Here is a 12864-nt window from a genome sequence, read left to right as displayed (position 1 = left end):
ATCAGCATTGCTCAGATTGCCTTATTCATTTGAGCTGACTTTCATCTTATGCCCCATAATTGCTATCACACTTAGGTCGGATAGGCGACATCTGTTACCAGATGCCGCCCTCCTAAGAGCCGTACGTGCAACTTTCACTGCATACGGCTCAGAATCGTAAGACGGATTTGGACATAAATGAGCTAGAGTGAAAACTCTAGCTCGGGTGATATGGATTAGGAAAAGTATGTTGAAACCTTGAACGTTTGTATTATGTTAAGTTAAAAATTCACCTGTTCAACGGCTTCGCGAATCAAACGAGCCAACTCTTTCCAGTCACCGGCTTCGATAAGGTTTTTATCGACCATCCAAGTACCACCACAGGCGAACACCTTTGGAATCGCTAAGTAGTCTTTGATGTTTTTTGGAGTAATACCACCCGTAGGCATTAGCTCAATATCACCATAAGGCGCCAAAAGAGACTTCACCATATTTACGCCACCAGATGCTTCAGCCGGGAAGAATTTAAGTGTTGTTAATCCCATTTCTAATGCAGCTTCAACGGTACTTGGGTTGTTCACTCCGGGTACGATGTCAATGCCAATTTCTTGGCATGCTCGAACCGTATTTGGGTTAAATCCCGGCGACACGATAAAAGTCGCACCAGCTTCTTTGGCTGCGATGACTTGCTCACAGTTTAAGACTGTGCCAGCACCGATTAACATTTCCGGTTGAGACTCTCTTAATAGTCGAATAGCTTCCGTAGCGACATCTGAACGGTATGTTATTTCTGCGGCTGGTAAGCCATTATCGACTAGCACCTTACCAAGAGGGATAATATCTTCCGCATTATCAATGGCGATAACGGGAATAACTTTCAGTGCTTTTAATTGTTCTTTCAGATTAGACATGATTATTCCTATACTAACTGGCTGTCACAACATCAGTCATGGCTTTAGGGATAATAGCGCCACGATGTTGGATTACTTCACCAGCAAGAGCATTCCCTCGCTGGCATGATTGTTCTAAGTCTCCACCTGATAGATAACAGGATAAGAAACCCCCATTGAATGAATCACCCGCTGAAGTAGTATCCACGACTTGTTTCACGGGACGCGTAGGAACTATATCTTCAATCCTCTTCTCGGCATCACCTACTAAACACCCCTTTGCACCTAACTTAACTATCACTTTGCTAATACCAAGCGAATGCAAGCGCTGAATGCAAGCGTGGGGCGTTTCGTCTCCCCAAATAAGCTGTTCATCGTCGAATGTTACTAATGCCAAATCTGTTGTTCGATACATTGTTTGATAACTCGCCTGAACAACTTGGAGATCATCACTTGGCCAAAGAGCAGCGCGAAAGTTACTGTCAAAAGCGATTTCAACGCCGTTGCTACGAAGCGTCTCCAGTAACATGAGTAACTTAGTGCGATCTTCTGCTAGTAGTATCGCTAAGCTAATACCACTTACGAACACCATATCAGCTTGCAACAGCGACTGTTCAACTCGCTCAAACTCAGGGTGTTGTAGTAGGTATCGCGCCGGAGATTGGTCTCGCCAATACAAAAAAGTTCGTTCGCCGTGCTCATCTAATTGAATTAGGTAAAGCCCTGGAGTGCGAGTGTCATCTTCGAGTACAAGGTCGGTATTTATGCCTTCTTGCTTCCAACGAGACACCATCCCTTTACTCAGAGGGTCTGTACCCATCGCTGTAACGAAACAGACTTTTATCGGGTGAATGTTGGCATTGGGTTCACAGCTACGGCTTAGATAAATTGCGGCGTTAAGTGTATCCCCGCCAAAAGTTTGCTGCATTTCTCCAAACGGCTTACCGCTTAGCTCGATCATGCATTCGCCGATAATGGCAATGGTCTTCATGACTGTTGTATAACCTGTCTTGATGTAATCACTAACCGTGATCAGGTTGTGATTTGAAGTACGGATAGAAAGGCCTATCAATGCAAGACTGATAGACCTAAATTTTAATGACTTATATTACTTACTGTCTAGCTTCACAAACATTGAAGTCAGTACAAACGAAAGGGCAAATACACCGCATATGCCAATAACAGCTTGAATAAAGTTCTGAGTACCGCTTGCCAAGTAAGCCGGTAAGCTAAATACCGATGAAAGGATATAACTTGTTAAGTGAGTATCGATAGTCACAGAGATTGCACCAACAATACCCGCAGCTAAGCTTGCTGTGAACATTGCTTTCGTATACTTGGTCAATACACCAAATAGAGCAGGTTCAGTAATACCTAAGATTGCTGTAATACCTGAGCCCATGGTCACTGTTGATTGCTCTTTAGAAACAAGTTTGCGCTGCTTGTACCAAATTGCCATTGTTGCACCAGCAATAGCCAAGTTACCTAAACACATAATTGGCATCAGTAGATCTTTACCGTAAAGAGCAAAGTTATTCAGACTGATAGGCGTCATGCTATGGTGAATACCAAATACGATAGTAATTGGGCGCGTTAAACCAAATACAAAGCCCGTAAGTGTCGGAGAAATTTCTAACAATGCACTTACTGCCCAACCAGCACCGTTACTTAACCACATACCCGCTGGTGCAATAACCGATAGCACTACCGTAGAGGTGACGGTAAATGCCAGTAGCGGCGTAAATACAGGTTTCGCTGATGCTGGAACTAAGTTGTCGACCATCGGAGTGATTTTCGATAGCGTCCACACAGCCAATATCGCAGGAACAATTGCACCGCCATAATTGAGCAATTCAATTGGTACCACGCCAAAAACACTCAGTTCAGGGTCGCTGCCCATCTCTTTGAGCTGTGCTGCTTTATCTATCAACTTTGGAGATAGCATTGCTGAAGCTACAGCTAACGCAATGTATTCATTAACTTTAAATACTTTTGCAGCAGAAAAAGAGACTAGCATTGGAAGAAAGAAAAATACTCCTACTGAGATTGATCTAAAGAAGAACACAGTATCTGATGTTTCAGAAATAACGTTGGTTGCGATAAGGCCAGATAATAGCCCCATAAGCATACCAGCACCGGCAATTGCAGGTACAACAGGACCAAAGATACCTGCAACGATTCGCATCGCATTTTGGAAAAATTTGCCCTTTTCTTGCTCTGAAACGACGTCATCGCTTGTAGTGGTATTGCCGACAAGTTTGTTGTACCACTTTTCAACTTCAACACCGATCACAACTTGGGTCTGTCCTTGTGCAAGAACGACCCCTTTCACGCCTTTGATGTTTTCCAAAGTTTCTTTATTAGCAATAGATTCGTCCACGAGCTTGAAGCGTAGGCGCGTCATACAATGCGTGATGCTGGCAATATTATTTTCACCACCCAAAGCTTCGACCAATCGTTGCTGTTCTTTACTTAAACGACTAACTTTACTCGAAGTTTGTTCGCACATGTTCATATTATTTTCTGCTATATCCATCGCTTTGCCCTCTTTGTCCTACGTGATTTTTGCTATTTGTTGTTCGTATCTTACTCAATAAACAATTTTATCCAATCAAGAAAACCATGATGGAAATCACATAAAGAAGGCTGATTTTATTATTTTTTGGCTATTTCGCTAATTGGTTCGTTTTTTTGCAGAAAACTAAAAGGTAACGAACCAGTTAATTTTAGTCATAATTTATCACTTGAAATCCTTATTTTCACTGTTATATATAATAGAAAACCTGTTAGCTAGAGATAACATTAAAGTGAAAAATAACATCATATCAAACATTGAATGCATCATTACTAAGCCAGATAGGCACAATCTTATCACAGTAGTAGTTGAAACTGAGCTGGGGGTGACCGGCTTTGGTTGCGCAACTTTCCAGCAGAGACCATTAGCAGTAAAAACAATGGTCGATGAATATCTAAAACCATTATTAACTGGCAAAGATGCAAATAATATTGAAGACCTTTGGCAAATGATGATGGTTAATTCATACTGGCGGAATGGACCTGTTATTAATAATGCTATTTCAGGTGTTGATATGGCTCTATGGGATATTAAAGCTAAGTTAGCAGATATGCCTTTACACCAATTATTCGGTGGGAAATCTAGAGACGCTATACAAGTTTATACTCATGCGACTAGTGACACTATGGAAGGCTTATATGAGCAAGTCGATAAATACTTAGAGCAAGGTTATAAACATATTCGCTGCCAGTTAGGGTTTTATGGTGGTGTGCCTGAAAACATACACACCGCAGACGCACCTACGGAAGGTTCTTATTACGACCAAGATCAGTACGTCGATAACACTCTAGAAATGTTCAAGAGTCTCCGTAAAAAGTACGGTAATTCTTTTCATATTCTCCATGATGTTCATGAAAGATTATTCCCTAACCAAGCGATTCAGTTTGCAAAGGAAGTTGAGAAGTACAGGCCATATTTCATCGAAGATATTCTGCCACCCAACCAAACCGAGTGGCTGGATAACATCAGAAACCAATCTTCAGTATCCCTGGCTTTAGGGGAGCTATTTAACAACCCTGAAGAATGGAAATCGATGATAATTAATCGCAGAGTGGACTTTATTCGTTGCCACGTATCTCAGATAGGTGGCATCACTCCAGCATTGAAACTCGGCCACCTATGTCAAACTTTCGGTGTACGTATTGCTTGGCACTGCCCACCGGATATGACACCAATTGGTGCAGCAGTCAATACTCATATGAATGTGCATCTGCATAATGCAGCCATTCAAGAACATGTTGAGTACAAAGAAAATACACAACGAGTCTTCCCAAATGCTGCTGAACCTAAAAATGGCTATCTCTATGCGTCAGAATTAAGCGGTATTGGTGTTGAAATGAACCTAAGTGCGGCGAAAGATTTCCCTGTGGAGTACCGACCACACGAATGGACTCAAAGCCGCCTACCTGATGGCAGTATCCACACGCCTTAAATAAGAATAGAGCGGTCGCGATTAGCGGCCGTTTTGGTCTCTATATTGAAGGCTTTCACTATTAAATTTAGTGTGATATGTGCATTGATAATTGATATCAATAATATCACTAACAACAAATACTTCACCTGATTTTAAAAAACCTCGATTGGTAATATTCATCGCAGAATTAGATCGTTTGCAACCAAACAAATCGGCATCGTCTTTTGACAAATTAATTGCTTTATAAGTAGTTAGATAACTATCTATTTCTAACCCCAAAGAAAGAACATACTTTTGAAGAGAGCTTTCAATAATTTCATCTGAAATCTTAGGGAAGAGACGAACAGGAAGTTTAGTTTCTTCTATTTGAGTGATTTTATCATGTATTAATCTTAGCCGTTTAATATTCCAGATATACTCATCCTCTTCAATTGAGAAAACTTGCATTTCATGAATAGTAGGCAGCCTCTTATTGAGCTTTATTTTTCTATACGTGATTTCACCAAACTTATTTTCAGTTATTGAATTGTATATTAATGGCGAACCAATAATAGATGTATTAATAAAATATCCTGAACCAACTTTAGATTCCACTATTCCAATAGCTTCAAGCTTAGCGAGAGCCTTTCGAACTGAAAACCGAGAAACTTCATATTTTTCAACAAGCTCCCTTTCGGAAGGAAGCTTGAAATCAAAGACATTCTGACAAACTTTACTGATTATATCTTGTACTAGTTCTTCATGCTTTTTCATATTGAGGTGGCTTATTCGCTAATAAATCAGATATTACTACTATTTTACTTCATATCAAAGATTCACACAAAATCATTTCTAGTTCTGTCGCAACAAGATGGAACCCCTTCAAATATCGAAAATCGACGTGAACAGGACATGAACGGGCTAAAAATCTAAACAGAAATGGGGCAACAACTTGTCAGAATAATGAATGGTGACCAATGGAAACCCTAAGCATTAGGGGTCCTTTAGACTAACAATCAGTACCTTCTGAAAGTAACAGTGCATCTTCTAATTCAACACCAAGGTAGCGGATTGTGTTATCTATCTTGGTATGTCCAAGTAAAAGCTGTACCGCTCGAATATTCTTCGTTTTTGCATAGACTAATGTCGCTTTAGTTCGCCTCATCGAGTGAGTTCCATAAAGGTTAGGATCTAGCCCGAGATTTGAGGCCCATTTTCTGACTAGGTATCTATAGTACGAATAGCTAATCGGCTGTTGCTTTCTTCTCTGGCTTAGAAAAAGAAAATCACTAGCGTTTAACGATGCAATAAAAATCCATTTCATTAGACTTTGTTGAGTTCTTGTCGTTATTTCAAATTGAACTTCAATGTCTGTTTTCCGCTGAATATGTTTAACACGACTAAATATCCTATCTTGCGAAGATACATCGCAAACTCTAAGGGAGAGCAAATCACTCGCCCTAAGTTTGCTATCAATAGCTAAATTGAGTAGCGCTAGTTGCATCAAACTATTTTCAATCTCTAGTCTGGTTCTGATACGCCAAATTTCCTCAAGCCGAAAAGGCTTTTTGACGCCACTTCTTTGCGTTTTGTTGGACACTACCATGATGACCTCCTTTCTTATTTTGGTCATCACGATTGTAGTTGGAAGGAAATGAACAAAACCAAGCTAGAGTATCAAACCTAACTTGGTTCATTCGAATAAGAAAAAGTATTTTGAAGCCTCGAACGCTTGCTAGGCTCGGTGCACGTTACAATTGAAGCAACCAGGGTTTGCATTATGAATTTGCAGATATGTGACTTCACTATTTAAAAACTGATTACGGATAACATTTTCCAATTCTGCACCTTGCACGGTTTCTGCGTGAATCATCAAGTTCTTGATATTATATGCCCTCACTGACAACAGCCTTTCTGCCAATATTTCAGGTATCTCGTTAATTTCCAACTCGGCTGTTTCAGCATTTTCGCGAATAAAAATAGGGCCTGAGGCTTGATAAGGTGATTGAACATCATGATATTTGAAAGGGACGAGCTAAACTCTCTCTCCAACTTCAGCCTCTTTCAAAGATACCCGACAAGGGTAGCCTGGCTTTGAGTCTGCAATCAGCCATCTAGCATTAACTTCTTCGAGTTGCTCCTCGCTCTTATTCAATAGTTCAACAAAAATGTTCTTCTCAATTGCTTTAACTATAAAGTTCGTAGTCATCACTGTTACAGCCTATCTATCTAAAAAAGCTAGGATAGCTAGTCAGAGATAAATTACTAGCCACATACGGAACTGTAACTTAAGATGATAGATGATAGATGATAGATGATAGATGATAGATGATAGATGATACGTTAGACTAGAGCTGAATCGATACTGAACGCTCTCTTCTGATTATTTCTTATCATGAATGGCTGACCGCCTGACATTAGTAAATATATCTAAAACTCAGTATCACGAACTGTCACTTAGCAAATACGTTAACTTGTAAAAGGGCAAAATCGATTTTGACGTACCACTTAACTTCTTGTGAACTTAACTTCTTGAAATGATGGCATTTGGCGTCATAGTGTTTGTAAGGGATTTGTAAAACGGCCAACCTGTATAAATAGATTGGCCGTGATAACTGAATTCTGTGTTAATGGAATAATTGATCATTAACACAGAGTTTCAACAAAGCCTCGCCTAACCGATAAGCTAGCGCAAATAGAAATCAAAGATGGCCGCCAAATTGGGCAATTTTTACTCGTCATTGATATGGAAGCTGACCTTCAAAGGTCTATAGCTCAAATTGCCAATGGCATGCCAATCAATAATTGGTGCAGATAAAGTATAAATACACCTGTTAAAACCACACCCAGAATGATAGCAATAACGTCATTTATTCCGTTCGCTTTAAACCCTGGAACGACACACGCGGCTTCCTTTTATTCATCGAGATTCTGTCAGCACCAGCCCAGATTATAAACGCCCCTAAAAGTATTACATCGGCTAGCATGCCGTTTACCAGCAGATGACTGAATGCCCATAGTTTCACAGCAATCAACTGGGATGCTTGGTTACTTGCTTTATTTTGCCTGGTAGATAAGGAGCTACAAAAAGTACCATAGCTGGCAGCATCAGCGAGTAAGTCAGATGTTTTAACCAGTAAGGTGTTACGTATAGAAGTACAGGCTCGAACCTAAGTGCAGTATACCCCTTGACGATAAATACGATACCAACAACGGATATGAGTGAATAAATGGCTTTCCATCCGTTCTCGCTCTTTGCTGCCATACTGTTTCTGAAATTTTCAGCAATGATAAATATTGAATGAATCCCGAGAAACAGAAATAAGCCTATGATTAAACTCAACATACCAATATTTCCTTTTTAAGTCTGAAAATTAAAACTCACGATAACGTTGCTCAAAGACATAAGAATTGTGCAAAGTCAAATAGCGCACAATTAAAAGAGTGATAAAGTCACTGCATGTATGACAAAACTAACCAAGAGTTTTTTTAAGGAAATAAACGATGAGATTGATTCAACTTTTATCTACATTGAGCATTATTATCACAGCCAGTGCGGTTGCAGACACGAAAGAGATAAACGGTGACACCTTCAGGTGTATTCAGGAGATGACACCGGTGAAACATTTTTTTGTAGATAACCTTAATGGTCATATTGAAGCAACCAAGCAGGTGGCGCTTTCAGAGACTGGCGGTGTATATCCTGAAGGTTCAGTCGTTCAGCTGGTACCAACCGAGGTGATGATCAAAAGGGAAAAGGGCTTTAGTCCGGCAACAAAAGACTGGGAGTTTATTGAGTTGGATGTATCAAAGCAGGGTTCGACAATCAGAGGAAGAGGTTTTGTTGACGTGGTTAACCGGTTTGGCGGTAACTGTTTTGCCTGCCACGTTAAAGCTAAGCCGCAGTTTGATATGATATGTGAAAAAGATCATGGGTGTGATCCGATTCGTCTAACCGATACCATGATAACGGCCATTCAGAAAACCGATCCCCGTTGTACGCCAGTCGCACTCTCTGAGGAGGAAAAACAGGCGTTAAAAGTCCTTCAGCAAGTGCTAGTTCCTGCCTCCTAGAGACCCTGTAAATATTTCTGTTGCGGCTATTGCATACTCGCTCAGATTTGAATATCCCCCCCCTGGTTTTGCCGACCTGTTTAAGAAAAAGGTCGGCATTACTCCAACTGAATACAGAGCTATAGTAAGATCAGAGTTATTATACAAAAGGGATACCTCTGCCCTAATGGTATATTTTGTGATCACCTGACTCGCCATCGACTAAGACTAAATCAAAAGTAAAGAAAGTCTCATCATGTAATTCAACTTTCACCACTCCATGACTCACTTAGTTAAGTTACCAAGCAATTGCTCACACAGCGCTTTTAATAATCTCAGCTCTTCTTCATTCATCTTGGAAAGACAAAACATTTCGACTGGCACTCTGTGCGCCTGCTCTTTTAGTTCAATCCCCGCTGTTGTTAACGTGATAAGTCGAACTCGCTCATCTTCAACGCTTCGGGTACGGCGCACGTAATCTTTCGCTTCCAAACGCTTGAGTAATGGCGTTAATGTCCCTGAGTCCAAATGTGTTTTCTCACCCAGCGTTTTTACATTGATCTCTTGTTGCTCCCAAAGCACCATCATCACAATGTATTGTAAATAGGTGAGATCAAGTGCTTTAAGCAAAGGTTGGTAAGCTCTACTCATTGCATTTGACGCACTATAAAGCGCAAAACACACCTGATTGTCTAGCTTTAGATATTCATCTTGGTCACTCATGATCACCTCATTAACCAATTATATTGCGCACAATATACTTGCACATTGAGATTTTATCAATTAGACTCACCTTAAAGTTAGATTGTGCGCAATCAGATAGCGAGCAATTAATAATGGGAAGCAAAACAATGACGACACTCTACACAACTTCTGCAACCGCTACTGCAGGTCGTAATGGCCAAGTTTCTACTGATGATAATTTACTCTCAGTTGCGTTGAGTTACCCTAAAGAAATGGGTGGAACAGGTGCTGCAACTAACCCTGAGCAGCTGTTTGCTGCAGGCTATTCTGCGTGTTTCTCAAATGCTCTACTTCACGTAGCCAAAGAGATGAAAATTAAAATCGCATCGGCTCCAACAACCGCAATCGTCGGCATAGGACCAAATGAAAGCGGCGGTTTTGCTTTAACCGTTTCTTTATCAATTGAACTAGATTTAGAACAAGAACAAGCCGTGACGCTTGTGAAAACAGCTCACCAGGTCTGCCCATATTCAAATGCGGTTCGCGGCAATATTGATGTGAAACTGTCGGTTAACGGACAAGCGCTTTAGTCCTAAGGTTAAAGCCAACAAATTAGGCGGCATCGCCACAGATACGTTAAAAAATACAAGGACAATTTATGCGCGCAGTAAGAATTCACCAATATGGCGGCACTGAGACATTAACGTTAGAGCAGATCGATAAACCGACAATCAATGCTGACGATATTCTCATTCAAGTAAAGGCCGCCGCAATAAACCCTGTTGATTGGAAGATCCGTGAGGGTTATTTAAAAGATTTCATTCCATACGATCTGCCTGTCACATTGGGCTGGGACGTAGCGGGTATCGTGACCCAAGTCGGCGAAAATGTTGGTCAATTCTCAGTAGGTGACGAAGTATTTAGCCGACCAGATATTGCGCGTAATGGCAGTTATGCTGATTTCATCGCCGTCAAAGCAGACGAAGCCGTGCTGAAATCAACCAAACTCGACTTTGCACAGGCTGCAACCCTACCACTCGCGGGTATTACTGCGTGGCAATGTCTTGTCGATGTCGCCAATATTCAAGCAGGTCAACGCGTGCTTATCCATGCAGGCGCTGGCGGTGTGGGTCACCTAGCCATTCAAATAGCAAAAGCAAAAGGCGCGACCGTCGTTGCAACCGCATCTTCAGCTAATCTGGATCTTCTGACTCAGTTTGGTGCAGATGAAGCGATTGATTATGCAAAAGCACCATTAAGTGAGCAAATTTCACCAGTAGATGTAGTGCTTGATACCATGGGTGGAGATGTACAACAGTCGTCTTGGTCTCTGCTTAAGCCAGAAGGCATAATGGTTTCAGTTGTCGAGCCACCAAGTGAAGAAACGGCAAAAGAGCACAACGTACAAGCCGCATTCGTCTTCATTGAACCAAGTAGACGTATACTGACTGAACTCAATAAGCTGGTCGAATCTGACCAACTTCGTCCATTGATTGAGCATCGTTTCCCTTTAGAAAAGATTGCCGAAGCACACCAGAAAAGCCAATCAGGCCGTACACGCGGTAAGATTGCTATCGACGTCAGCTAAAACGAATTCGATAGGCTCCGTAAGGTTATGTCTTTTACCCAAGTTGCTTAATGTGACTTGGGTATTTTTATTTTAAGGCTCTATTGATCCAGATTTAGGGTACGTAAATCGATTTCTGGAAACAGTACAACAGAACAGTACGACAGAATCGCTTGGTGATCACATAGGCTCCAAGGTTATGGTGTAACACTTCTGGACAAAAACGTGCTAGTATTTTTTCTAAATTAGTAAATTATGGATAACTATAAGTATGGAAAAGTCGCTTAGCTTAGTGTCCAATCTTGCTGGGGCAGATCCCCCCCCAACGGCACTGGAAGAAGTAACGAGCCAATGTTACAACATTACGGGTATTTCTTGACTGAAAACTGCAATCTTTAATACTGACAAGTTGCTCTACCTTAATTCCATGGAAACATTTCCGAAGTTAGCGACTCGTAAAAAGAGGCGACTTTTTCATCTAATGTGATTGATATCCGAGGATACAAACATTTAAGTCTACTCACATCAGATTTAAACTTGAATATTTCGGTGTTATGTCTATTTTTAAAGTAATCTTCCATAAAAAACATACTCTCACGGACCTGATATAATGAACAAACTGGGAATGGACGTTCACGTCCATGAACTGACAAATCAACTCGGATATATGCTTTATCAGGTCCATTCTTAACTTCAATAAAATCAACTTTAAACTCAATACTTTTGATACTTGGATAACATTTTGTGTTTCGCCATAACGGGAAACCGTATTCTGAAACGACTTGGTCTACGCTGAACTCCACGCGCCAATACGCCGTTAAGCAATAGAAAGCAATGAGCGTGCTTAACGCTAATACAACAAGGTCCCCAATCGAAACCGGACTCATCATACCCGGTTGATATGTTATAACGATTGAAGATATTCTATAAACAAGCGAAGTAGCAATACAAAATCCAACAATACGTAAAACTATAAAGTTTTTTCCGTAATCTAGTCTCAGTTTTTTCTCCCATTAATGTCAGTATCTCTGATATAACCTTTAGTAACCAGGTAACCACCCATTAAAATATCGACCAAACCATTTAAGTCGAGTTAACCAAGTACCGTGGCATAGGCAAGTATCAAAAAACAATGAAGGATCACAGGGTAGTGAGAGATGATAGATGCCTGAATAAACCAAAAAAATCCATACTCCTAAGGGGTCAAAGAGGCTAGTTTTAGTTACCTAGAAGCATTTCCATATCAAAGTTAATGAGCGTTAAGCCTTGTCTGTATATCTCATTTCTTTTGACAATTGCGAATCCTCTTTTTTCAAAGAACGGTAGTGCAACCAATGAAGCTTCAACGTAAAGCCGAGAAAGCCTTCTAGACCTTGCTATGCTGAGCACGTGTTCATAGAGAGCTGAAGCAACACCTTGCCTCTGATAGCTAGGGTGTGTATACGTACAGTCTATGTGCCCGTCAATGTCTAGTTCGATAAAACCAGCGGCTTGGTTATCAATAATGGCCAAATATGGTTTCTTATCAATTAGTCGCTGCTCCCAGAATGCATAATTTGGTGGTGTTGGAGCCCAAACCTCTTTCTGTTCCTGAGTGTAAACAGAAGAGTCTATCGAATGCACAGACTGATGGTATAAATCCGTGACTTCGGTTGCTCTATCTGGCGTATAGTTCTGAATTTCCATAGGACTAAATACCGATGTTCTCAAACAGAGACTTTGG

Annotated in this window: 12 protein-coding genes and 1 pseudogene; 4 read left to right on the top strand and 9 right to left on the bottom strand. The window is 40.8% G+C overall.

Annotation, left to right across the window (positions count from 1 at the left end; genetic code table 11):
- Positions 1–260: 260 nt before the first annotated feature.
- The 3 genes from AC51G0_RS29155 to AC51G0_RS29145 form a co-directional block, all read right to left on the bottom strand.
- Positions 261–890 (bottom strand): bifunctional 4-hydroxy-2-oxoglutarate aldolase/2-dehydro-3-deoxy-phosphogluconate aldolase, encoded by a 630-nt coding sequence (locus tag AC51G0_RS29155; RefSeq protein ID WP_496303020.1) that lies wholly within the window; start codon positions 888–890, stop codon positions 261–263.
- 13 nt (positions 891–903) lie between these two features.
- The gene (locus AC51G0_RS29150) at positions 904–1860 is read right to left on the bottom strand and encodes a sugar kinase (RefSeq protein ID WP_496303019.1); all 957 of its coding nucleotides are present in this window, start codon (positions 1858–1860) and stop codon (positions 904–906) included.
- A 117-nt stretch (positions 1861–1977) separates the two neighbouring features.
- Complete coding sequence (locus tag AC51G0_RS29145) at positions 1978–3384, bottom strand: PTS transporter subunit EIIC (protein WP_496304245.1); 1407 nt, start codon at positions 3382–3384, stop codon at positions 1978–1980.
- 292 nt (positions 3385–3676) lie between these two features.
- Between AC51G0_RS29145 and AC51G0_RS29140 the strand changes: the two genes are divergently transcribed.
- The gene (locus AC51G0_RS29140) at positions 3677–4876 is read left to right on the top strand and encodes an enolase C-terminal domain-like protein (protein WP_496303018.1); all 1200 of its coding nucleotides are present in this window, start codon (positions 3677–3679) and stop codon (positions 4874–4876) included.
- A gap of 21 nt (positions 4877–4897) precedes the next feature.
- Here AC51G0_RS29140 and AC51G0_RS29135 read toward each other — a convergent pair whose 3' ends face one another.
- The 4 genes and pseudogenes from AC51G0_RS29135 to AC51G0_RS29120 all read right to left on the bottom strand — a co-directional run bounded on the left by AC51G0_RS29135 (position 4898) and on the right by AC51G0_RS29120 (position 8183).
- Positions 4898–5611: a GntR family transcriptional regulator gene (locus AC51G0_RS29135; RefSeq protein WP_496303017.1), complete on the bottom strand. Its 714-nt coding sequence runs from the start codon at positions 5609–5611 to the stop codon at positions 4898–4900.
- 235 nt (positions 5612–5846) lie between these two features.
- Positions 5847–6443 carry a tyrosine-type recombinase/integrase gene (locus AC51G0_RS29130; RefSeq protein ID WP_496303016.1) on the bottom strand — a complete coding sequence of 199 codons (597 nt, stop codon included), beginning with the start codon at positions 6441–6443 and terminating at the stop codon, positions 5847–5849.
- A gap of 129 nt (positions 6444–6572) precedes the next feature.
- Positions 6573–6812, bottom strand: coding sequence for a DUF1203 domain-containing protein (locus AC51G0_RS29125; protein ID WP_496304244.1), 240 nt, complete (start codon positions 6810–6812; stop codon positions 6573–6575).
- Between the two features lie 895 nt (positions 6813–7707).
- Positions 7708–8183 (bottom strand): annotated as a pseudogene (locus tag AC51G0_RS29120) (NnrU family protein).
- A gap of 158 nt (positions 8184–8341) precedes the next feature.
- On the opposite strand from AC51G0_RS29120, the gene AC51G0_RS29115 reads away from it, so the two are divergent.
- Positions 8342–8911 carry a hypothetical protein gene (locus tag AC51G0_RS29115; protein ID WP_496303015.1) on the top strand — a complete coding sequence of 190 codons (570 nt, stop codon included), beginning with the start codon at positions 8342–8344 and terminating at the stop codon, positions 8909–8911.
- 264 nt (positions 8912–9175) lie between these two features.
- Here AC51G0_RS29115 and ohrR read toward each other — a convergent pair whose 3' ends face one another.
- A complete protein-coding gene (gene ohrR / locus AC51G0_RS29110) occupies positions 9176–9613 on the bottom strand; it encodes a transcriptional regulator OhrR (protein WP_496303014.1) in 438 nt (145 codons plus the stop codon).
- Between the two features lie 128 nt (positions 9614–9741).
- On the opposite strand from ohrR, the gene ohr reads away from it, so the two are divergent.
- Together ohr and AC51G0_RS29100 are read left to right on the top strand one after the other, a co-directional pair.
- Positions 9742–10164, top strand: coding sequence for an organic hydroperoxide reductase Ohr (gene ohr, locus AC51G0_RS29105; RefSeq protein ID WP_496303013.1), 423 nt, complete (start codon positions 9742–9744; stop codon positions 10162–10164).
- 68 nt (positions 10165–10232) lie between these two features.
- The gene (locus AC51G0_RS29100) at positions 10233–11162 is read left to right on the top strand and encodes an NADP-dependent oxidoreductase (RefSeq protein WP_496303012.1); all 930 of its coding nucleotides are present in this window, start codon (positions 10233–10235) and stop codon (positions 11160–11162) included.
- Between the two features lie 1197 nt (positions 11163–12359).
- Here the strand turns inward: AC51G0_RS29100 and AC51G0_RS29095 are convergent.
- Positions 12360–12827 (bottom strand): GNAT family N-acetyltransferase, encoded by a 468-nt coding sequence (locus AC51G0_RS29095; protein WP_496303011.1) that lies wholly within the window; start codon positions 12825–12827, stop codon positions 12360–12362.
- Positions 12828–12864 lie beyond the last annotated feature (37 nt).

The sequence above is a fragment of the Photobacterium sp. HL06 genome (assembly GCF_059552575.1).
Note: the sequence above shows the minus strand (reverse complement) of the source record. Positions and strands in the feature narration are given on the sequence as shown.

Bases quoted from the DNA above. Each gene is read 5' to 3' on its own strand.
- AC51G0_RS29155 (WP_496303020.1), bottom strand. From the start codon at position 890: ATGTCTAATCTGAAAGAACAATTAAAAGCACTGAAAGTTATTCCCGTT.
- AC51G0_RS29150 (WP_496303019.1), bottom strand. From the start codon at position 1,860: ATGAAGACCATTGCCATTATCGGCGAATGCATGATCGAGCTAAGCGGT.
- AC51G0_RS29145 (WP_496304245.1), bottom strand. From the start codon at position 3,384: ATGAACATGTGCGAACAAACTTCGAGTAAAGTTAGTCGTTTAAGTAAA.
- AC51G0_RS29135 (WP_496303017.1), bottom strand. From the start codon at position 5,611: ATGAAAAAGCATGAAGAACTAGTACAAGATATAATCAGTAAAGTTTGT.
- AC51G0_RS29130 (WP_496303016.1), bottom strand. From the start codon at position 6,443: ATGGTAGTGTCCAACAAAACGCAAAGAAGTGGCGTCAAAAAGCCTTTT.
- AC51G0_RS29115 (WP_496303015.1), top strand. From the start codon at position 8,342: ATGAGATTGATTCAACTTTTATCTACATTGAGCATTATTATCACAGCC.
- ohrR (WP_496303014.1), bottom strand. From the start codon at position 9,613: ATGAGTGACCAAGATGAATATCTAAAGCTAGACAATCAGGTGTGTTTT.
- ohr (WP_496303013.1), top strand. From the start codon at position 9,742: ATGACGACACTCTACACAACTTCTGCAACCGCTACTGCAGGTCGTAAT.
- AC51G0_RS29100 (WP_496303012.1), top strand. From the start codon at position 10,233: ATGCGCGCAGTAAGAATTCACCAATATGGCGGCACTGAGACATTAACG.
- AC51G0_RS29095 (WP_496303011.1), bottom strand. From the start codon at position 12,827: ATGGAAATTCAGAACTATACGCCAGATAGAGCAACCGAAGTCACGGAT.